At 48.7% G+C, this 20,158-nt stretch carries 25 protein-coding genes; 20 read left to right on the forward strand and 5 right to left on the reverse strand.

The annotated features are described in order from the left end of the window. Positions 1-430: 430 nt before the first annotated feature. The 5 genes from J4F31_08275 to J4F31_08295 all read right to left on the reverse strand — a co-directional run bounded on the left by J4F31_08275 (position 431) and on the right by J4F31_08295 (position 5,325). Positions 431-868 carry a hypothetical protein gene (locus J4F31_08275; protein ID MCE2496557.1) on the reverse strand — a complete coding sequence of 146 codons (438 nt, stop codon included), beginning with the start codon at positions 866-868 and terminating at the stop codon, positions 431-433. Between the two features lie 51 nt (positions 869-919). Beyond that, positions 920-1,888 carry a hypothetical protein gene (locus J4F31_08280; protein ID MCE2496558.1) on the reverse strand — a complete coding sequence of 323 codons (969 nt, stop codon included), beginning with the start codon at positions 1,886-1,888 and terminating at the stop codon, positions 920-922. Then, positions 1,888-2,541: a hypothetical protein gene (locus J4F31_08285; protein MCE2496559.1), complete on the reverse strand. Its 654-nt coding sequence runs from the start codon at positions 2,539-2,541 to the stop codon at positions 1,888-1,890. The genes J4F31_08280 and J4F31_08285 overlap by 1 nt, the downstream gene beginning before the upstream one ends. Further along, complete coding sequence (locus tag J4F31_08290; GenBank protein MCE2496560.1) at positions 2,538-3,278, reverse strand: beta-lactamase family protein; 741 nt, start codon at positions 3,276-3,278, stop codon at positions 2,538-2,540. The genes J4F31_08285 and J4F31_08290 overlap by 4 nt, the downstream gene beginning before the upstream one ends. Before the next feature lie 226 nt (positions 3,279-3,504). Further along, on the reverse strand, positions 3,505-5,325 hold the full coding sequence (locus tag J4F31_08295) for a T9SS type A sorting domain-containing protein (GenBank protein ID MCE2496561.1): 1,821 nt from the start codon (positions 5,323-5,325) through the stop codon (positions 3,505-3,507). A 60-nt stretch (positions 5,326-5,385) separates the two neighbouring features. Between J4F31_08295 and J4F31_08300 the strand changes: the two genes are divergently transcribed. The 20 genes from J4F31_08300 (at position 5,386) to J4F31_08395 (ending at position 20,078) form a co-directional block, all read left to right on the forward strand. Further along, positions 5,386-6,054: a carboxypeptidase-like regulatory domain-containing protein gene (locus tag J4F31_08300; GenBank protein MCE2496562.1), complete on the forward strand. Its 669-nt coding sequence runs from the start codon at positions 5,386-5,388 to the stop codon at positions 6,052-6,054. An 18-nt stretch (positions 6,055-6,072) separates the two neighbouring features. Continuing rightward, positions 6,073-8,505 carry a TonB-dependent receptor plug domain-containing protein gene (locus J4F31_08305; GenBank protein ID MCE2496563.1) on the forward strand — a complete coding sequence of 811 codons (2,433 nt, stop codon included), beginning with the start codon at positions 6,073-6,075 and terminating at the stop codon, positions 8,503-8,505. Beyond that, entirely contained in the window at positions 8,502-8,741 is a 240-nt protein-coding gene (locus J4F31_08310) for a hypothetical protein (protein ID MCE2496564.1), read from the forward strand. Before J4F31_08305 ends, J4F31_08310 begins: the two co-directional genes overlap by 4 nt. Positions 8,742-9,125: 384 nt before the next feature. Continuing rightward, a complete protein-coding gene (locus J4F31_08315; protein ID MCE2496565.1) occupies positions 9,126-9,449 on the forward strand; it encodes a nuclear transport factor 2 family protein in 324 nt (107 codons plus the stop codon). A gap of 291 nt (positions 9,450-9,740) precedes the next feature. Continuing rightward, positions 9,741-11,282, forward strand: a complete 1,542-nt coding sequence (locus J4F31_08320; protein ID MCE2496566.1) for a B12-binding domain-containing radical SAM protein — start codon at positions 9,741-9,743, stop codon at positions 11,280-11,282. A 150-nt stretch (positions 11,283-11,432) separates the two neighbouring features. Further along, complete coding sequence (locus J4F31_08325; protein MCE2496567.1) at positions 11,433-11,792, forward strand: DUF1801 domain-containing protein; 360 nt, start codon at positions 11,433-11,435, stop codon at positions 11,790-11,792. 9 nt (positions 11,793-11,801) lie between these two features. After that, positions 11,802-12,098 carry a DUF1905 domain-containing protein gene (locus J4F31_08330; GenBank protein MCE2496568.1) on the forward strand — a complete coding sequence of 99 codons (297 nt, stop codon included), beginning with the start codon at positions 11,802-11,804 and terminating at the stop codon, positions 12,096-12,098. A 231-nt stretch (positions 12,099-12,329) separates the two neighbouring features. Next, on the forward strand, positions 12,330-12,923 hold the full coding sequence (locus J4F31_08335) for an SET domain-containing protein (GenBank protein MCE2496569.1): 594 nt from the start codon (positions 12,330-12,332) through the stop codon (positions 12,921-12,923). Positions 12,924-13,022: 99 nt separating this feature from the next. Further along, positions 13,023-13,337, forward strand: a complete 315-nt coding sequence (locus J4F31_08340; GenBank protein ID MCE2496570.1) for a phosphoribosylpyrophosphate synthetase — start codon at positions 13,023-13,025, stop codon at positions 13,335-13,337. 67 nt (positions 13,338-13,404) lie between these two features. Further along, the gene (locus J4F31_08345) at positions 13,405-13,560 is read left to right on the forward strand and encodes a hypothetical protein (protein MCE2496571.1); all 156 of its coding nucleotides are present in this window, start codon (positions 13,405-13,407) and stop codon (positions 13,558-13,560) included. Positions 13,561-13,649: 89 nt separating this feature from the next. Then, a complete protein-coding gene (locus J4F31_08350; GenBank protein MCE2496572.1) occupies positions 13,650-14,033 on the forward strand; it encodes an SDR family NAD(P)-dependent oxidoreductase in 384 nt (127 codons plus the stop codon). Beyond that, positions 14,018-14,296, forward strand: a complete 279-nt coding sequence (locus J4F31_08355; protein MCE2496573.1) for an SDR family NAD(P)-dependent oxidoreductase — start codon at positions 14,018-14,020, stop codon at positions 14,294-14,296. Before J4F31_08350 ends, J4F31_08355 begins: the two co-directional genes overlap by 16 nt. A 266-nt stretch (positions 14,297-14,562) precedes the next feature. Further along, entirely contained in the window at positions 14,563-14,742 is a 180-nt protein-coding gene (locus tag J4F31_08360; GenBank protein ID MCE2496574.1) for a hypothetical protein, read from the forward strand. Between the two features lie 108 nt (positions 14,743-14,850). Continuing rightward, the gene (locus J4F31_08365; protein MCE2496575.1) at positions 14,851-15,495 is read left to right on the forward strand and encodes a GNAT family N-acetyltransferase; all 645 of its coding nucleotides are present in this window, start codon (positions 14,851-14,853) and stop codon (positions 15,493-15,495) included. Positions 15,496-15,710: 215 nt separating this feature from the next. Continuing rightward, positions 15,711-16,028 (forward strand): hypothetical protein, encoded by a 318-nt coding sequence (locus J4F31_08370; protein MCE2496576.1) that lies wholly within the window; start codon positions 15,711-15,713, stop codon positions 16,026-16,028. 78 nt (positions 16,029-16,106) lie between these two features. Continuing rightward, positions 16,107-17,636: a hypothetical protein gene (locus tag J4F31_08375; protein ID MCE2496577.1), complete on the forward strand. Its 1,530-nt coding sequence runs from the start codon at positions 16,107-16,109 to the stop codon at positions 17,634-17,636. Further along, a complete protein-coding gene (locus J4F31_08380) occupies positions 17,633-18,157 on the forward strand; it encodes a hypothetical protein (protein ID MCE2496578.1) in 525 nt (174 codons plus the stop codon). The genes J4F31_08375 and J4F31_08380 overlap by 4 nt, the downstream gene beginning before the upstream one ends. After that, on the forward strand, positions 18,124-18,753 hold the full coding sequence (locus J4F31_08385) for a hypothetical protein (GenBank protein ID MCE2496579.1): 630 nt from the start codon (positions 18,124-18,126) through the stop codon (positions 18,751-18,753). Before J4F31_08380 ends, J4F31_08385 begins: the two co-directional genes overlap by 34 nt. A 65-nt stretch (positions 18,754-18,818) precedes the next feature. After that, positions 18,819-19,337, forward strand: a complete 519-nt coding sequence (locus tag J4F31_08390) for a GAF domain-containing protein (GenBank protein ID MCE2496580.1) — start codon at positions 18,819-18,821, stop codon at positions 19,335-19,337. A gap of 144 nt (positions 19,338-19,481) precedes the next feature. Further along, complete coding sequence (locus J4F31_08395) at positions 19,482-20,078, forward strand: sensor histidine kinase (GenBank protein MCE2496581.1); 597 nt, start codon at positions 19,482-19,484, stop codon at positions 20,076-20,078. Positions 20,079-20,158: the final 80 nt, after the last annotated feature.

The following is a 20,158-nucleotide window of genomic DNA, read 5'->3' on the forward strand; positions in this document are numbered from 1 at the left end:
TCTCCTTGGTAAACGTTCTTCTCTTTGAGATAATCTTCTAAATTTAAGTCTCCTAAACTGTTTTAGAAAATCTGTCCACCCCTTTAAGGGGCTGATACAAAATTGAATCCCCCTCTTTAACGGGAAGGATTAAATTTCAAGACCTATATCTAATCGTTAGTAAATAATCTTCTGGTCTTAAGCCTTCCGATTCCAAAACCGTAAAGGATGTTATTGTAGATATGACTTATGGAATCGGAATTGATGATTATGGCCCTATACTGCCCGGGGGTCGTCCCGACCAGAGTGTTGTTCATAATGTATCCATGGGCTCTATTGATAGAAATGGCCGAGTAGTCCAAGTTAAAAAGCAAATTATTGTAGATCAGGAATGAACCTCCATTTAACTGAATACAAATGCCCCCGCGAGTATTGAATATCACCGAGCTCTTTATTTCCACTTTGCCCAAAAAACAGAAACGGGTGAGTGAATCCCAATAAACCTACAGTTATCAATCACGATATCAGAACGGTATGAGCTGACGCCGATGTTTGGCGGCTGCGTATCACACTGAAGATCATCGAAAGTCAAGTCAAGAAAAACAACATCTGAATGTTCCAAAACAAAGGACCGCTCATTTAATCCGGGAGACAACACGCTGCTTCCACCCGGTGAACCTTTAACTATGATTTGCTTATTGATTACGTGAACAGAGTCGTTATAAACTCCCGGTGATAAGAGTATGGTATCGCCGCTCTGTACCATTTGAATGGCAGCCGAGATCGTTGCTGCATTTTGCGGTACTTGGATTACCGCCTGGCCTACGGCCGTCACTACGGACAATGAATAGACCAATAATAGTCCAATATATTTCTTTGTCTTACTCATGATCCGAATTCGACTAGTGTAAATAGTAGTTGAAGAAACTGGCTTTCGACCTTATTCCAAAGTCCATACCTCCTGCGTTTCGCCAAGCCCGTTGTGCATGATCAGGTGAGGTTTGAGCGGACGGCTATCAAAGAACATCTTACTAGAAAACAGCAGTTCGCAGTTGTTCACAAACGCCACCCAATGAGGCACAAAAGGAGCAGATCGTTGTACTATCGTTCTTCGTCCTCCGTACGAGTCCATCAGCAAAAATGATCGATTACCCCAATAGGCGACAAGCAACTCCCCGGCTCTGTAATCAACATCGAAGACCATGTTGCGATTCAATGGTACATTTTCAACCGTTGGTTCAACCAAACTTCTCCACTCGTTTAGGATTTTCCCGGATCCACTGACCAAAAAGCAATTGTCTTCAGCCAGAATTAGGAACTCATCATTGTCAAGCCCTCGGATCTTGTTGACCGCATGATCAAAGTCAAAGTATACTTCGGGCTCTCCTCCTTTGGCCGGCGAATAAAGCTTGGGGTATCGGGCGAACACCAATTCGGTGTCTGAAAGCATAAAAAAACCGCCTTCTGCCGTTCGCCATGGATCCTCGAACCAGGGCCAAATTTCGATCGCCTCACCTTTTTCAGATAGTTTCAGTACGCGACACTTGAAAGTGTCATTGACCCGCACAAAAGCTCTCTCCACGATATAGAGCGTTCCTTCCATACTACTTAAAAAGTAATCGCTAGCGGGATAGTCGGATCGTATGAGCACCTCGGGTTCATCATTCTGGTTCCAACGGAAAATGCAAGCATGATGATCAACGTCATCTACGGGATATATGTACGACCAACACACACCCTCCCCAACCACTACAATTCCACCATTAGGATGTGCTATCAATCTCCAGGGCGAAAATAGCCCTAAGAATAGCGCGAGTACGGTAATAGTGTTAATGCTTCGCATTTCTTTAACTGTAATTCGTTCGGCCTCTATCCCCAGTCTCTCGTAATACTTGGTTAAAATGATCATCAGTATGATTTCCCTTGCCAGGTTATGTCGTCCGGCATAATGAATACATTCTCGACAAGTGACGAGTCCGTTTCACTTAAGATCCATCTGATGGCAATTTTTCCTTCTTCATCTGAACCAAACCAAACTTCGATGCCCTTTGGGTCTTTGTCGCGCACCCAGCGGTATCCCAATGCTCTGAAGTTTGGTAAGGTTTTATTAAGCGAACTTAAGTCGGCCCGGGTCCTATCTTCCTGCGCCATACTCCCTGGTACACTTGACCGATCAATAATCTGAAAGATTTCATCTTCGCCATATCGCTCGACGGCCTCGATCCATTCGGCGAAATTTCGGTAAAGGGTTATAGAGTCGCTTAAAACACCGATCGGTTCCAATTGAACGACTCTCCGAGGTGCCTCCAATTTTTCGATACCCAGGTTGGCTTCGATCATGCCGACCAATCCGGGAATGTTCATTAGGTCGCGTAAACCTGTGTTATTGAGCAGAATCAATGTGTATCCTTTGTTGCGATCCTTAATGAAGACATTGGAGAAACTTGGTAATGAGCCGTAAACCTCCTTTCTTCCGTCATCGCCGAAAAACCGATTGAGTACCGTATCGGAAAAAATAGAATCGCTTTCCAGAGCTTTAGATAGCGCGATCAGATCATTCATACTCGAATAAAAACCACCTGAAGCATAACGGCTCGAATAATCAGAATCATCTTTCGCCCAAGCCCATCTTCGAAAATATAACCGTGGAGCACATCGGTGTCCGATTTTACCAGTCCAGAAGAGCGCATCGACAATCGATCAAAAATTAAGTCATAAAATGCACGATCCGGATTTGCATCAGTTACTTCTTCGATCATGGAGCCCAGGATCCAGTAATTCAAATTGCTGTACTCTTCATCAGACCTAGGGGTAAAAGACAGCTCAAAGTCAGGTAAGGTATCAAGAAATGGACCCGCCCTATCCAATTCATCATATATAACTTGAGCGAACTCTTCTCCATAGGAAAACTCTCTAGGTAATCCGGATCTCATTTCTAATAAATGATGTGGAGTAATCAGTGAGCCGAATTGCTGATGTTCATTCACTCCCTGATCTGAAATTGAGGAGCTTAAATTGATCAGGCCGTTATCGTGTAGCTGTAATGCTGCGCCCTCTGTGAAGACCTTGCTCAATGAAGCCAGATAAATAGGAGTATCTTCATTGGGCATGGTAAGCTCTGATTCCGTGAAGCGAATTGATCCATTGAAGAGGACCTCACCGTTCTGTTCTATATACAGTAATCCATTAAAATCGGATTGTGCCACTGCTTTCTGCACAACCTCTTGAATCTTTCTATTCTTGGATTGACAGGAAGCCAGAGTTATAAAACTGATAGCAAAGAGCAAAATTCGCGACATGTTCCCTCAGTATATTTTTTAATTTCGAACAGATAACCAAGAAACCGTGCCACAATCCCTACCCTTCTATTTATCAGTCAACTAAGGTGATGGAGATGTTATCCTAGCACTATATGTGTTCATTATTGAACGCCTAAGTGTCCGATAACGACCACTGCTAAGAAAAATATTGAAAGGCCTCACTGAAGGAATATGCGAAATGACCAGGACGGATTTAAATCTAGGCTTACCAAACCACCAACGACTTCACAAAGCGCCCGTAATCCGTCTGTAGCTCCACGAGGTAGCGTCCGGCTGTGAGGTCCACAATAGAAAAGTCTTTTTTATATGGGCCTGCGGCCCAATGCACGGCTTCGCGCCCCACCAGACGTCCATCAGCGGCGTAGATCGTCACGGTCAAATTAGACCGATACCTCAGTTCAACATCCAGGGTAAAGTGGTCCGCGGTCGGATTCGGATACAACTCCTTCCACACCACGGCTTCGGTCACGGGTCCGAACTCCGGATTGGTGAGACTGTCCGATTTATTCACCGAAGCGCTGTAAATATCCAAGTTCCCGTTGTTATTTCGGCCGTCGGTCCAGAAAGGAATCACGCTGCCTTTACAGCCCAGCACTTGCGTGTACTCCCCTATTCCAAAACCATTGTTGGAGTTGCCTACCGTGCTGAACAATGTCGGACTCAAATTCGCCTTGACATTGGTAAAGGTAGCTCCGCCATCGGTCGAAACGCCGATGTAGTAATCGGTCGATATGTTAGCCACATCATCGCGCCGATCGTACCAACCCAGCATCACATCGCCTTCCTCGTCGACGTAAATGCTCGAATAAAATTGGTGTTGTTGTGGGTCTCCATCGTTATTTACTCGTTTGGGGTTCGACCAAGTATCGCCTCCATCGCGGGAGAAACTGATCCAGATGTCGAGGCCGTAGGTTTCGGTGGTATCGACACCGTTGGCCGTCCAGGTCAAGTAAAGTGAACCGTCGTTGGCTCCGCCCGACACATCGGCTGCCAGGTAACAACTCGGATAAAAGCGCTGCAGCGTTACACCGGTCAAGTTCGGATTCGGATCCCAAGCCGTAAAGGAAGGCACATTGGCTTGAGTGATCTCCGTAGGTGTAGTGAAATTATCCCCTCCGTCGGTGCTTTTGCAGTGGTACATGTGGTACGACTGACCGTTCTGACTTCCGAAGAAAGTCACGTGCACCGTGCCATCTGAGGTGACCGCAACATTGCCGAACTGGACAAAGGCCCAGTTAAGACCACTTACAATGGTTGAAGTGTTCGTGAATTCACTATCGCTAGCTCGCTTGTACCGCAGCGCGATGTACGATTGACCGCTAATTGCGGATCCTTCTAAAAAGCTGCAATAAATTGAATTGTAATAAGGTGAGCTCGGGTTTCGATCCGCGGCCATCCACTGTTTATCGCGCACGGTCAAACTATTGATGTTCGGGAGACCGCCATTGTTCTTGCTGAAGCCAATGCTCTTGCGCGGACTCTGTTGCCAGGTGACCCCATGATCATCGCTGTACGCCCAATATAAAGCCCAATAGATACTATCGCTGATGCTGCTTTTCTGAAAGAGGCTGATCCAACTGTAGTACAGTCGACCGTTACCATCGTATACGAAATTCGGGTCACCTCCTCCATATACCACGGCATTGCTGTATTGAGGCGAAGGGCTGTAAGAGCTTAGGTCCCAGGTGCTTCCAAAGTCCGTGGTGTACCAAATGGGCATGGCGAGTCCGCCCTGTTGTCGCATTGCGCTGGTGACCATTATGTTACTATCACCGGGAAAGATAGCCGCATGTACCTCTGATTCTGGGACGCCTGCCGCCGAAACGACCATTTCATTGGGGATCGAACTCCCGCTTCGTGCCGTAGGCACAGAAAGGTCGGAAATCACGGGAGCTCCCTCGGGAAATCGAATCTTTTCTTGAATGATCTCGCGAATGTGCTCTCGGGTGCGCTCAGCGTTGTGCTGTGCTACAAGGGTAAGCGGCATAACCAGTGCCACGAACCAGGTAAGCAACCATTTATTCATAGTCCACATCATCAGTATATCAAAGATACCAAAATGCTAAGGATTCCGTTACTTTGTGGTATGAAGCACTTGACCGGATGGGCGTGTGTTTGGATCGCGGCTATTTTACTGGCTGCATCCCCTGCACAGGCTCAGGACGACGACTTAATTCAGCTTTCGGGCGTGGTGGCGACCAACGATACGGTGCGTCCCATTCCCTATGCCACGATCTATATTACGAACCGCAAAATGGGAACCGTTACCGACTACGACGGATTCTTCAGCATGGTGGTTCACAAAGGCGATACGCTGGAGTTCAGCAGTATGGGTTTTAAAACGGGACAATTCTGGGTGCCCGATTCTCTTCCAAAATCGCATTACAGCTTGGTGATGACTCTGATAAAGGATACCATTCTACTTCCCGAACAAACACTGTACCCTTGGCCGTCGAAAGAGCAATTCAAGGAATTCTTCTTGGCGATGGAACCTCCAACGGACGACCTTACGTTAGCTCAGCGCAATATGGCCCTGGAAACGATTCGCCGGCAGGCCGAGCAGGTTGGATACGACCCACAAGCCATGGCCGCGTACATGAACAACTACAACCACCAACAGCTGTATAATGCCGGACGCTATTACGGCGAAAACGGAGGACAAGCCATTCTGGGTGCCCTGACCAATCCGTTCGCTTGGGCCGAGTTCTTCCGGGCCCTCAAGCGGGGCGATTTTTCCAGTGACCGATATAAATAATTTGCTACGACTCCGCCGATGCGCCTGATCGGAATTCTGATCCTTACCCTTATTACTTCGTTTGCCCACGCGCAAGACGTGACCGTGAGCGGCGTGGTGCGCGACCTGAAGGGCCGTCCCATATCGGAAGTGGCGGTCACCAGCGGTTCATTGGGAGTGAGCACCGGTGCCGAGGGTCAATTTACTTTGCGCCTACGGCGCGATAGTGCCTTTTACGTCTATTTTCAACACGTTAGTTACCGCCCTGACTCCGTACTCGTCAATCCGGCCGGAGGCCGAAAACAAAACGTCGGTGTGCAGTTGCGCATTATGGCGAACCTGATCCCGGAAGTCGATGTTGAGGATGAAACCGAGCGATACGATGAGATCGTGCGCATTGACCCGAAAGACGTAACGGCACTGCCCGGTCCGGCCCAAACGGTCGAAGGCTTGATCAAGACCCTTCCCGGAGTGACCTCGAACAACGAGTTCAGCTCGCAGTACAACGTGCGGGGAGGGAATTTCGATGAAAACCTCGTGTACGTCAACGATATTGAGATCTATCGTCCGTTCCTCGTTCGCGCAGGTCAGCAAGAGGGTTTGAGTTTCGTAAACCCCGATATGGTGAGCAACATCGAGTTCTCCGCGGGAGGATTCGAGGCGCGGTACGGCGATAAAATGTCATCGGTACTCGACATCACCTATAAGCGTCCGACCGAGTTCGGAGTTTCGGCCATGGCCAGCCTGCTTGGGGGATTCATTGCCATCGGTGGCCGAACCGACGACCGAAAGCTCAGCTATATCACCAGTGCGCGATACCGAACCAACCAAATACTCGTCGGCTCCCTCGACACGGACGCCGATTACCGTCCGCGCTATACCGATGCACAGGCCTACCTGACCTACGAGATCAAACCGCGTTGGAACATCGGATTACTCACGACCTACTCGCGCAACTTATACCAGACCGTGCCGGAGACACGCGAGACCGATTTCGGTACCATTACCGAGGCCCTCAGATTGACTGTGTTCTTCGACGGACAAGAGATCACGCAATACGAAACCTTCCTAGGTGCATTGTCGCTTGAGCACGACCTCACCGATCAAACGCGTCTCCGATTCATCGCCAGTGGATTCTTGACCGATGAACAAGAATACTTCGATGTATTGGGTCAGTATCGATTGAGTGAGCTCGACAACGACCTTGGATCCGAGAACTTTGGCGAAGAGAAATTCGAGCGCGGCGTAGGAGGTTATTTGGATCATGCGCGAAACCTGCTACAAGCGAGGGTTTTTACCTTTACGCACAAAGGTGAACACCGCAGCACCGATGGCGATGCCACCATCTTTTGGGGAGCAAAAGCACAGCACGAGTACATCGACGATGTGCTGAAAGAATGGAACCTCATCGATTCGGCCGGCTACTCCATTCCGCAATTTCCGGGCGACAGTGTTCAGCTGTTCGAATCGATCGACGCGGCCAATATCCTTGAAAGTTGGCGATATCAGACTTATGGCCAATACTCGAGAATTTGGGAGAACGACAAAGGCCAGACCTTCAGCTTTGCAGGTGGAGCACGCCTCCATTACTGGACCGTAAACAAGCAACTGTTGTTTAGCCCGCGTGCTTCAATATCGTGGGAACCCAAGGGCGACAAGGATATGGTTTGGCGATTTGCCACGGGTATCTATTACCAGTCTCCCTTCTATCGTGAGATCCGCGATTATTTCGGACAGGTGAACGAAGGTGTTCGCGCTCAGCGCTCGATTCACTTTGTGTTGGGAAACGACTATGAATTTGAAGCTTGGGGGCGCCCGTTTAAGTTCACTACGGAACTCTACTACAAGTATATGGATGACCTCATCCCCTACTACATCGACAATGTTCGCATTCGCTACCTAGCCGAAAACAGTGCAGTGGGATATGCCATGGGGGCCGATTTCCGGCTAAATGGAGAGTTCGTTCCAGGGATCGAGAGCTGGGCGAGTTTAAGCGTGATGACCATTCAAGAAAACATCGAAGGTGATTTTTACGTCAATGAATCGGGTGATCTGGTCGAAGCCGGATACATTCCTCGTCCGACCGATCAGGGTGTAACCTTCAACATTTTCTTCCATGATTACCTGCCCAACGACCCCACCATCAAGGTTAACCTGAACCTTGTCTACGGAAGCGGAATGCCTTTTGGAGCACCTCAAAGTGAGCGCTACACGCATACGGCGAGGATTCCTGATTACCGACGCGTCGACATTGGCTTCAGCAAGATTTTGGTAAGCGCCGACAAGCAATACGAAACGGGGATGTTGTCTCCCTTTAAATCGCTTTGGATCGGGCTGGAGGTCTTTAACCTGCTGGGTATACGCAACACGGTGAGCTACCTTTGGGTGCAGGATGTTCAAGGTCGCCCCTACGCAGTGCCCAACTATCTGACCAATCGGCTTCTGAACCTTAAGATCGTTGCGGAACTATGAGGTGGATCGAAAATATTCCGAACAAGAACTTCACTATAAACGTGTACCGGCATCAAGAGCACTACATCCTCAAGTTCGAGGCTGGTCCTATGGAGCAGACGTATAAGATTCCTATGGGCCTGCGGCCCGATTTAGAAGCTGCCACGCAAATTTTGACTCCTGAGTTCCTCGAAGAGGTTCGCCTTCAATTCAACTCCATGTATCTTTCGCTGAAGAAGGAGTTGGATAAAAGCTAGGGAGTTATTTGCTAAATTTCGGGTACCAACTCAGTACGTGAAAGTACCCGGCGTTGTCTCGTAATATGAATCGCTCGACGTCATTCGAGTAGATTGATTGGCGATATCACCCTGCTCAATGTAAGCAATGTCTCCAAACAACCGCCATCGCTCGAGACCTTCGAATTCATTGCAAAGTGGAAAGGACGATCTCGGATAGCTGTGCTCGCTGGCGAGCATATCAAGTCAAACGTTGGCTTGTGAGAAACGGTGGGATTCAAAAGGGGTTTTGAAGCTCGACCATTCATTAACGAAGAAAACGCCATTAAGTGGCTGCAGAACAAAGGGTTGTTTTTTAGCCAATAGATCATCAACTGACGTTTTTTCTAGGGTTAGTCGTAATACATGAAGCACGAAGAGATCATCTTTAGTGATCCGGCCTTTGGAACGCTCAATGGAGATAGGGCTCGGGGGATGTGGGCCATGCTGTTAGCTCAGAAGAACAGCGAGCTCAATATCCGGTTCGATCAGGTATCGGCAAATGGCGAGACCGGAATGGCTTACTGGATTGCGCAATACGTTTTTGGCCCGTCGAAAAGAAAGGTGACGAATCGGGTAACCGCGCGATTTAAATTCAAGGATGGGTTCATCGTTGAGCATAGAGATTCATTTGACCTCCGGTGCTGGTCAAGGCAAGCTATGGGCCTATCCGGATTGTTACTGGGCTGAACCTCCTTCATGAAGAACAAGGTACAGAGAACCACCAATGGACGATTGAATGCATTCATGAGCAAGTGCCATGGTACTGAATCCACAGGCCCAGAATAGAGCTAATTGAAATACTATCAGCTAGCTGCCGCGCAAAGCTCAATGCACAACTTCAAATTCAATTTATCGCGGTTTCCCGCATCGTGCCGCAGGCACAGAAAACTAAGATTGAATTGGGCTACTTGGAATGAGAACCCTATTTTTAGGTGAGCATCTGAACGGAACACCCGGGATCTGAACAAACACCCCATCATGAAGATTCTACTGATCTACCCAAAACTACCCGATACGCTGTACGCTTTCAAGAATTTGCTCAATGCAAGTGGTTACAAGGCGCCTTATCCTCCCTTGGGCTTGCTGACCGTTTCGGCGATGCTCCCGAAACACTATGAGCGCAAGCTTATTGACCTCAATGTGAAGATACCCACAGCGAAGGATTTCGAATGGTGTGATTATATTTTTTTAAGTGCCATGAGCACTCAAGAAATATCGGTGCGCTGGGTACTGGAGCAGGCAAAAAAACACAACAAAAAGATCGTTGCCGGGGGGCCCTTGTTCACGCATGACCATCAGCGATTTGAGGAGATCGATCATTTTATTCTAAACGAAGCCGAAATTACCCTCCCACGTTTTATCGAGGATTTGGAGGATCCGGGGAAAACTCCCCTTCGTAAATACGCGACCCCTGAGTTCGCTGATATTACCAAGAGCCCAATTCCGGATTTCGACCTGGTGGACCTTTCGGATTACGGTTACCCCATTGTTCAATACTCAAGAGGATGCCCCTACATGTGTGATTTTTGCGACGTAACGGCCCTTTTTGGCAGGCGACCGCGCACGAAGACATCGGACCGGGTGATCGAAGAGCTCGAGCATATTCGCAAGCACCGGTTCGTACAAACCGTGCTCTTTGCCGACGATAACCTTATTGGGAATAAGAAGACCCTAAAAAAAGATCTTCTACCGCGTTTAATTGAGTGGAGAAAGGAGAAGGATCCCGGATTCTTTTTCATGACTCAACTCACCATCACCTTAGCGGATGACGAAGAGCTGATGGATTTAATGATCGATGCCGGGTTTAGATATATTTTCATTGGAATTGAGAGTCCGGACGAGGAAACCCTTTTGCATACTCAAAAAACCCAGAACACGCGACGAGATCAAATCGAGAGTCTTGAGATCCTCCGTAGAAAGGGATTTATTCCCTTTGCCGGATTCATCGTCGGATTTGACACCGATACGGATACGGTTTTCGAACGCCAGCTCAAATTCATTAACGATGCGGCCATTACCATGCCCATTGTCAACATACTGAAGGCACCTCCGGGAACCGACCTATTCTTGAAAATGAAGAACGAAGGTCGGATCAACAAGGATTTTGCTTTTCTGGAAAGCGAAACGAACCTCGAGACCGTAATGCCCATAGAGCAATTGAACGCCGGTTTTGAGTGGTTGATCGAGCATTTATACCTTCCGGAGTATACGGTGGAACGCATCAAGAACTTCATTTCGGATTACGGACCGGTGAAGACCTCCGTCAAGATTCGCCAGCGTGCTAGCCCTACTCTGATTCTTCGACTCTTGCGCATATTCTACAAGTTGGGAATCCAATGGGAGCATCGCAAGTATTTTTGGGGACTCCTCAATTGGGCAAGGAAGAACAAACCCAACCGCATTGATCTGGCCTTTGCATTATCTCTGACCATGTATCAATGGGCACATTCGTATTATACGATCAAGAATCAGTTGAGTCATGCCGATGTAGAGCGGGTTTTAATGAAGAAATCGGCCTGAGTGGCTTCAGCTGTTGATAAGAGATCATTCGTTAGAACACTCGTGTTAAGAAGCGCGAATATGGAAATCGTGCCGTAGGCACAGAATCACCTCACTTAGTACCTTAGACAGCTCACAGTAGACCCAAGAGATATGGCCAAACGAGGCCCCATGCCGAACTTCAATACCATCGATGATTACATCGATGCGCAGCCTGCATTGGCCCGGGAGAAACTTGAAGAGCTTCGGGCACTCATCAAAGAAGTCGTTCCCGATGCTGAAGAGATCCTCAATTACAAAGTTCCGGCTTTCAATCTGGTTCCCGGTGGTAAGCGAGATCAGCAGATCATGATGGCAGCTTATGCCAAATTCATTGGTTTTTATCCTTTTCCGACCACGATGGAAGCCTTTGAATCGGAGTTATCTGATTACAAGAAAGGCAAAGGGTCGGTTCAGTTTCCTTTGAATAAAGCATTGCCGAAAGACCTGATCAAGCGAATGGTGAGGTACCGAGCCGATGAATTAAGATAGCGATGAGCCATGCAGGGAATTCAGTATCGTTTTGAGGCCAATCTTTGGAAACACGAAGCTCCGGGAGGTTGGCATTTTGTGACCCTGCCCGATGAGTTTTCTGTAGAGATTCGGGAAAACCTGAAGTGGCAAGAGCAAGGTTGGGGGCGCATGAAAGCGAACGCCGAGATCGACGGTCAGCGGTGGGACACCGCGATCTGGTTCGATACCAAGCGGAAAGCTTATCTATTACCGGTAAAGTCGACCATGCGCGATCAACTTGGGCTTCAGGTGAATACGTCAGTGCGTGTTGCCATTCGGATATGAGCTCAGGTGGTACTACACCTCCATTTGTTGCTCATATTTCACGCTCATGAATCAGGCCATGAGACACAGCTTGCTGGACATTTACCGGAATGCGGCAGCCTTTAGAACATCGACGAAAAAGTGAACTAAAAATTAAGCCAGTAGTGTGTATTCGAATCGCGTTCTGAATTATCTTCACCTCGGTTAAGAAACACTATTCCAACTCCCTTTTTCTCTTGGCCATCACCCGGTGTGATCCACCCGGATACCGAACTTAAATTCATCAGCAGCGAGGTTGGTTATGGCGTCGTGGCCACCAAGCATATCGCCGCTGGCACCATCACTTGGGTACTCGATCGCCTCCATCGCGAATTTAGTCCGCTCGAGTTTCAGGAAATGGAACCCATTTACCAGAACATCCTCGACACCTATACCTTCAGAAACAACAAAGGCAATTTGATCCTTTGCCGGGACAACGGCCTTTACGTGAACCACAGCTTTAACTCGAACTGCTTGACAACGGCATACGACTTCGAGATCGCCATACGCGATATCGAAGTTGGGGAGCAATTGACCGACGATTACGGCTACCTCAACATCGCCGCTCCATTTCGCGGGATCGATGAGGGTACGCGCCGGAAAACGGTTTATCCCGACGACCTCGTCAAGTACTACAGGGTTTGGGACAACAAGGTCAAGAAGGTGTTTCACCGAATTCCTAAACTGGAACAACCTTTAGACTCATTATTATCTGCGGAAGTCAAGGCGCGTATTGAACGGGTAATCGGCGGGGATGAACCCTTGGAGTCCATTCTGAGCAATTACTACGACGGGCAAGGCAGTTAAACGGCACTTCATTCGGTATTCGGCCGTAGCTTTCGTAAGTTCTAGGTAAACCGCGCATCCAAGCGGTTTACCCCTTGGTTGCCATGAAAACCTCGACACATGACACAGAAGCATTTCAACACACTTTCTGAAGCCACCAATGCCCTTGCGAAGGAAGGATATTCCGCTGATTTCATAGCGGGCGATACGCATATAGTGGACAGCAAAACCAAGGTTGAATACACTCCCAAGGATCTTGAAATAGTGGGCCATCATCGGTTCGAAGGCATGTCGAACCCTCAGGACGACACGGTGATCTTTGCTCTACAGGCCTCGGACGGAAACAGGGGTACCTTGATCATGTCGCACAGCGCCGAACACAGCCAAAATGTAGAGCTCATAAAACGGATCCCGCAGTCCAATACCAAAGGCTGACCCTTAGGGCCAAAATTGCTCGCGAATTCAATAACTTAGTGAGGCATTATCCTCTAATCCTTACATCATGGACGACGAAAGTAAAAGCGGATCGGCCATCGGCGGCGTGGTCTTCGTAGGCTGCATGTTCGTAGGCATCGGAATCGGATTCCTCTACCACGCAGTTCATATTGGTGCAGCCATCGGAATGGGCATCGGATTCATCGCCATGGGTGCAACATGAGCGTACTACCGAGATAAGGCCTAATAAACTAGATGATTGTGGGCCTGCGGCCCGATTTGCAACCGTGTTTATTCAATAGCACACTTTACATGAAGGTCAACGGAAAAATCATTATTGTCACAGGAGGCGGCAGTGGAATGGGTCGAGAACTCACCATATTACTCGTAAGCAAAGGTGCCAAAGTCATTATCGCGGACATCCGCGAAAAGGCCATGTTGGAAACGGCTGATTTAGCAGGGGCCGATAGCGTTCACCCATATGTGCCGGATATCAGCGACCGAACTGCCGTGGAGTCTTTTCACGAACACGTTATGGCCGAGCATAAGATGGTCGACGGCCTTATAAATAACGCCGGCATCATTCAGCCCTTCATTCATGTCGACGAGCTCGATTACCACACCATTGAGCGAATCATGAACATCAATTTTTACGGAACGCTTTTCATGGCAAAGCCTTTATACCTCATTTTGTAGGGCGACCCGAAGCCCACATCGTCAATATTTCGAGCATGGGAGGGTTCATCCCGTTTCCGGGGCAGACCTTCAACAGTACCTCGAAAGCCGCAGTGAAGATCCTAACGGAAGGGCTCTATTCCGAGTTAAAAGACACCTCGGTGAACGTGACGGTGATTCATCCCGGAGCGATCAACACGAATATCATGGCGAATTCGAACGTGGAGATGAGCGGCGAGCAAGATGCCGAATCGGCGGGCGGCGCGAGCCCTTCCGGCCGATGAGGTCGCAAAGATCATCGTAAAGGCCATGGAAAAGAACAAATTCAGGGCCACCGTGGGCAAGGACGTGCGGATGCTCGACATCATGTACAGGATCGCCCCGAAGTTCGCGGTAGATCTCATTACTCGAAAAATGGGAGAAATGGGGCACTAATGCTCTAGCGATCTGTCTGACCTGCTGATGCTACGTACTACTTTAGTAACTTTAGTGCGCGGCTGGGCCTTTCGAATGGGAGATCCGATGCACCCCTAATCCAAAACCTATTCAAATGAGTGACGAAAGAAAAAGCGGATCGGCCATCGGCGGCGTGGTCTTCGTGGGATGCATGTTCATTGGCGCCGGCCTCGGATTCCTGTATAATGCCGTGCACATTGGCGGGGCCATCGGCATGGGCGTCGGATTCATCGCCATGGGCGCTGTATGGGCCTATTACCGCGAAAAACCATGATCTTCGGGGCCTGCGGCCCGATGCATTCCTCACCCGCCCTACCCGACATCGTTGCTCGGCGTAGGCCAATGAGTCGTTGATCAACGTCTATTCCCGGTGAATTCAACCATGGCGAACCAGTATTACAGCCAAGCGAATCTGCTAGAGCTTTTTGAGCTCATCGGCTCCATTGATGGGAACGAATACGCCGAATTCGAGGAATTCAAGGCCATTTGCTGTCCAGAGTCCATTTGGCCCAATCAACTCGTGGAATTTGATCCGCGGGCGGATCAACTCGAAACCGCCGTCGACGAACTGGAAAGGACCGTCACCGAGAACGATCTTCTCAACCTACTGATGCTCGATGCTTTCGCAAAGCTGGAAGTCGTTTCGAAGCTTTCGGGTCGTGGGTACAAACGCGGTCAGTGGACGGCAATGTCAACGGATCTCAGGAGCTATGCGCTGCACGAGAGCGAAAGCGATCTGCAAATTGATGTGGTAGAGAATGAAGAGCAATTGACCCAATGGATCCGGGTTGCTGAACGAGCCTTAATGGGCGGACATCCACTGAAAGAGAACATTTTCACCGAGCTCCTGAACGACGATCGCGCCGAGTTGTATTTGGGGTCTATAAAAGGCGAGCCGATGGCTACAGCCTTCATTTTTGAATCTTCAGACTCGGTCGGAATCTACTTCGTGTCCGTCGATGAATCACATAGAGGACGGGGGTACAGGGCTGGCTTGACGCTGAGATTTTTGAATGAAGCCAAGTGAAGGAATAAGGAGATCGCTGTGCTTCAGACCACCCGCCTTGGCGCACCCGTTTATCGTCGCCTGGGATTCGTCGAATGTGGCGTTCACGAGTTGTTCTATATTGGAAATCACCAAGGTGAACCGTGAAATAGCCTCGTGAATTCGCCGATTGGTGTCGAATGGTGCCGTAAATGGCCATCGTGCCGTAGGCACAATCTGAAATTAAACTGAGTCCCTTGGCCAGAACCTTTATCCATTATTTTCTTCATTTCGGTTTTCCGCTGATCGTTGCATTTGGGCTCTTTCGGTCCAATTGGAAGCGCGTATACCTCATATTTTTAGCGACAATGCTGGTTGATTTGGATCACCTACTCGCCGACCCCATTTTTGACCCGGATCGCTGCAGTATTGGATTTCATCCGCTTCATTCGTACTACGTCATGCCCATTTACGCCGTACTCCTTTTTATAAGAAAGCCGCTGAATTACGTTGGGCTGGGGCTGATCATGCACATGCTCACGGACGGCCTGGACTGTTACTTGATGCGCTTGTAAGGCCTGGTTGCATAACCGCTCTGTCTAGCTTTCAACCGATGCCTTTTTATAACTTCACGGCATAAGTTTCGATCAATCATGTCCGTCCCGAGCAAATTACATCCGGTCGCTGAAATAGGGATCACCTTTGGCCTGATGGTCGTATTCCTTTTCCAGTTTCACATCATGGACAACGAAATGGATGTATTACCCTATGCCAGAGCGATCTTCGATCCCGATTGGTTGGGGTCCGATTGGTACTTGCATCTCGAGATCCCGTATCGCTTTCTTTTCAGTTACCCCGTAGGGTGGAGCATCGACACTTTTGGTTGGGTGCCAACGATCGTGGCAGGACGTTTATTGACCTACCTATTCATCGCAACAGCTCTGTACGATCTCCGAAAAACCATCCTCCCCAAGGCGTCAACCCCAATCTTTATTCTGCCCGTGGCCCTTTTCCTCCTACTCTTTCGAACCGGAATTGGGCCGGGAGAATGGATCGTGGGGGCTCTCGATACCAAAGTATTTGCCTATGGCTTCGCCATGGTTTCGCTATCTCGCACCATCAGGGGTCAGTGGGTTATCGCTATGTCTGCGGCCGGACTAGCACTCTCGTTTCATTTACTGGTCGGTGGTTACAACTTGGTATGTATCGCCCCGTTGGCTTTGTCTCGTTTTCGAGACGTGACCTGGAGTCAAAAAAGGTCGATCCAAATGATAATCGCCTTTATAATTAACGGCAGCGTAGGTCTTTATGCGATCGCGAACCAACTATTCTTCTCTACATCATACAACGGAGGAGCAGCTTGGACCTTTTACGTTGAAAAACGCGTAGCTCATCATTTGATTCCAACCGAATTCCCCTTGACTTGGTGGATCCTGATGCCCTTGCTAATAGGATTGAACGCATGGATTTACGCGAAGTCAAAATATGGTACACTGAGTCGCTTGGCATTGTACAGCCTTGGTACAGCGGTAATCGCCGGGGCCGGATTCCTCATCTGGATGATTGGCCCAACTCAGCTCCTACGCTACTACTTTTTTCGGATCAGCGACGGCCTGTTGCCTTTGTATTCCCTTTTCGTTGTCACACTTTGCTTCGCTAACAAGCGTCCTGTAAGTGACAAAAAATGGATGGCGGGGATCACCCTGGTAATTGGGATAATCGCCATTCCGGCAACCTTTCAATTCTTTCGTAAATCTATTTGGGACCCGCACGAGTTTCTTTACCAACATTGTTCCGATCGAGAGATGGCCGAATGGATAAAGGAAAATACTTCAGCGGATGGGGTATTCTTAACGAATTACAATAGCAAGTATTGGTACATGCACTATGAGCGACCTTTATTCGCTTCCTTCAAACATGCTCCTCAAAGTGCGGAGGATCTGGATGAATGGATGCATAGGCTAACGCTGGTCAACGGAGGTTTAAGCGTTACTGATAACGAGTTGGAGAGCCGTAATTTCGCCTCTATGTCCTTGGCCGAGTACCTTGAGATAAAACGATCCTATCCCGAAATCAGCTTTTTACTTCTACCCGAAAACAAAAATATCGCTCTTCCTGTCTTGTATCGTACGAAACGATTCGTACTATACGATCTCCGAACACCCAAACAACCATGGCCATGAAACGCCATCTGCTATATGTACTCGTATTCTTGTTCTTTGCAGTATTGCCCGGCTGTAAGGACAATGTTGACGCGCCCTTTCGGCACGAAGCCAACGAGTATGAGACATCCGTTTTAGAATGGCTCAAAATTCAGCAACTGTCGAACGGATTGCTCGAAAGTTCTGAAAACGGCAATGTAGTTTCGCTATACGATCAATCTTTAGCCGCAATGGCCTTCATGATCAACGACGAGCTCCCCCGTACAGAAGCGATCTTTGATTTCTTCAATGATCGGCGTTCAGAGCTGAACACCGCGCCCGGCGGCTTTTCGCAGTTCCGCGACCGCAACGGAATCCCGAATGGCCACCGTTGGATGGGCGATAACGCTTGGCCGCTTATCGCATTGAACAATTATAAGGCCCTCACGGGCCGAAGCACATACGACTCACTCGCGACCGACCTTTCCGGTTGGCTATCCTCACTTCAGGATCCAACAGACGGAGGGTTATGGCTGGATACGACGCTCAAAACCAGCTCTTGAACTACAAGGTAACGGAAGGTAATATCGATGCATTCGTAGCGATAATTGGATATGAGACATTCCATGGCGAACCCCTTACTTTCCACGGTCATGATCGCTGGAATACCATTGAAGGAGCATTAATGGCCTGGCCCGAAAACCCAAGCTACAAGTATGCCCTCGATAACTTTAGCTGGGCCTACTGCGCTTTTCCTAACTACCCGACCTCGACTTTGACGTCGGCGGACCGATTCCTTACCTATCAAACTACTACCCTCACCAATGCTACGATTCGCGGTTATGACATTGATGAGGACCGCGATGCCGTTTTCTTGGAGGGTACAGCTCAAATGGCCTTAGCGTGGAAACGCTCCGGAGATCCCACGCGATGTAACCTGTACTTGGGGGCTCTGGAAAGAGCTTTCGTAAGTAGTAGTTCGTATCCCGAAGCGGGCGGGTTCCCATACGCGTCGAACCCGGGAACGGTATATGGTAGCGATCCCTATTGGATAGGAGCCGATACTGAGATCGCGATCTCTCCTGGGGCCTGGTACATTTTTGCCCGAAGAGGCTATAACCCACTCGAGGACGGGACAAAAAAAATCGATCCCTCCTGAAGCTCAATTTTGGTCACCTGAATAGAGGTCGATCGAATTAAACGTTTCAATACCTTAAAGCAGCTATGACGCCACCTACTATACCCCAAAACGAGCTCGAACGACTCCGAGAATTGGAGTCCTTTGAAATTCTCGACACGTTTGAGGAAGACGACTGCGATCGAATCACGGCTCTCGCTTCCGAGATTTGTGAAGCCCCTATTTCGTTGATCTGCTTTATTGATGAAGAACGGCAATGGTTTAAGTCGAGCCAAGGAATAGACGCTACCGAAACGCCTAGGGAATACGCCTTCTGTGCTCATGCTATAAACGAGCCAAATAATGTTTTTCAAATTCCGGACGCTCGGCTCGACGACCGCTTCCACGACAACCCGTTGGTCACCGAAGGCCCAGGAATCGTTAGTTATGCTGGGATCCCCCTTAAAACGAACTCTGGTCATGCACTGGGAATGCTTTGCGTGATCGATAGAAAACCCAAAGAGTTGGACGAAAACCAGCTCAGTGCCTTAAGAGTGTTGGCGGATCAGGTTATTCACTTATTGGAACTGCGGCGAACGAATAAAAACTCGATGATCTCGTCCTAGAGCTTCAACGTCAAAACAATGAGCTGGAACGATTTGCCACGGTCGCGGCACACGACCTAAAATCACCATTGAACAACATCTCGAGCTTGGTAGACCTTTTCCTCTCGGAATGCGGACCAAGTCTCCCAAGACGGATTAGAGTGGTTGAAACTCATCGATCAGTCGTCCTACAAACTGCGCTCTCTTGTTGATGGGTTGCTCGAATACAGTAGAAACAAGAACATGGCGATCAGCGAGAGAACCGAAGTCTCTACGGCGGAGTTATTCGATGGATTGCGCTCCCATTTCGGATATCAGTTGAAGTGTGAGCTCGATTTCAAGAGTGATCAGGAAAGGATCAATGTCAACAAGAACGCGCTCAAGAGAATACTGATCAACCTGATCTCTAATGCTTTAAAATACAACGACAAAGAGCTGGCCCACGTTGAGGTGACCCTTGAGGATCGAGAGCGAGAATACGCGATTTCGGTTCGGGACAACGGGCCCGGTATCCCAAAAGACATGCACGAGCAGATATTCGAGCTGTTCAAAGTATTAAGAGGGCAAGACCGATTTGGCCAACAGGGAAATGGTATCGGATTGGCAACGGTAAAGAGCCTGGTTGAAGCGATGAACGGAGAAATGAGAGTCAATTCAGAACAGGGAAACGGAGCCGAATTTTCGTTGGGAGTGTTCACTAAAGTGTGTCATTGGTTAAAAATCTATCTTCAAAATAGTCACATAAATCCCTGCGGACATTAGGCCAACCGAACATGGTTCCATTCCACCTTGTTTGAGTATTTATTGTAGCCAAATATATTTGTTTTGTGATGGTGAAGACT

This window comes from Flavobacteriales bacterium (assembly GCA_021296215.1).
Taxonomy (GTDB): domain Bacteria; phylum Bacteroidota; class Bacteroidia; order Flavobacteriales; family ECT2AJA-044; genus ECT2AJA-044.

Coding starts and splice junctions, on each gene's coding strand:
- J4F31_08320 (MCE2496566.1), top strand. CDS start 9,741: ATGAAGATTCTACTGATCTACCCAAAACTACCCGATACGCTGTACGCT.
- J4F31_08290 (MCE2496560.1), bottom strand. CDS start 3,278: ATGTCGCGAATTTTGCTCTTTGCTATCAGTTTTATAACTCTGGCTTCC.
- J4F31_08300 (MCE2496562.1), top strand. CDS start 5,386: ATGAAGCACTTGACCGGATGGGCGTGTGTTTGGATCGCGGCTATTTTA.
- J4F31_08360 (MCE2496574.1), top strand. CDS start 14,563: ATGAGTGACGAAAGAAAAAGCGGATCGGCCATCGGCGGCGTGGTCTTC.
- J4F31_08390 (MCE2496580.1), top strand. CDS start 18,819: ATGACGCCACCTACTATACCCCAAAACGAGCTCGAACGACTCCGAGAA.
- J4F31_08285 (MCE2496559.1), bottom strand. CDS start 2,541: ATGAATGATCTGATCGCGCTATCTAAAGCTCTGGAAAGCGATTCTATT.
- J4F31_08350 (MCE2496572.1), top strand. CDS start 13,650: ATGAAGGTCAACGGAAAAATCATTATTGTCACAGGAGGCGGCAGTGGA.
- J4F31_08315 (MCE2496565.1), top strand. CDS start 9,126: ATGAAGCACGAAGAGATCATCTTTAGTGATCCGGCCTTTGGAACGCTC.
- J4F31_08385 (MCE2496579.1), top strand. CDS start 18,124: ATGGCTGGATACGACGCTCAAAACCAGCTCTTGAACTACAAGGTAACG.
- J4F31_08375 (MCE2496577.1), top strand. CDS start 16,107: ATGTCCGTCCCGAGCAAATTACATCCGGTCGCTGAAATAGGGATCACC.
- J4F31_08365 (MCE2496575.1), top strand. CDS start 14,851: ATGGCGAACCAGTATTACAGCCAAGCGAATCTGCTAGAGCTTTTTGAG.
- J4F31_08345 (MCE2496571.1), top strand. CDS start 13,405: ATGGACGACGAAAGTAAAAGCGGATCGGCCATCGGCGGCGTGGTCTTC.
- J4F31_08340 (MCE2496570.1), top strand. CDS start 13,023: ATGACACAGAAGCATTTCAACACACTTTCTGAAGCCACCAATGCCCTT.
- J4F31_08280 (MCE2496558.1), bottom strand. CDS start 1,888: ATGATCATTTTAACCAAGTATTACGAGAGACTGGGGATAGAGGCCGAA.
- J4F31_08275 (MCE2496557.1), bottom strand. CDS start 868: ATGAGTAAGACAAAGAAATATATTGGACTATTATTGGTCTATTCATTG.
- J4F31_08295 (MCE2496561.1), bottom strand. CDS start 5,325: ATGAATAAATGGTTGCTTACCTGGTTCGTGGCACTGGTTATGCCGCTT.
- J4F31_08325 (MCE2496567.1), top strand. CDS start 11,433: ATGCCGAACTTCAATACCATCGATGATTACATCGATGCGCAGCCTGCA.
- J4F31_08310 (MCE2496564.1), top strand. CDS start 8,502: ATGAGGTGGATCGAAAATATTCCGAACAAGAACTTCACTATAAACGTG.
- J4F31_08380 (MCE2496578.1), top strand. CDS start 17,633: ATGAAACGCCATCTGCTATATGTACTCGTATTCTTGTTCTTTGCAGTA.
- J4F31_08330 (MCE2496568.1), top strand. CDS start 11,802: ATGCAGGGAATTCAGTATCGTTTTGAGGCCAATCTTTGGAAACACGAA.
- J4F31_08305 (MCE2496563.1), top strand. CDS start 6,073: ATGCGCCTGATCGGAATTCTGATCCTTACCCTTATTACTTCGTTTGCC.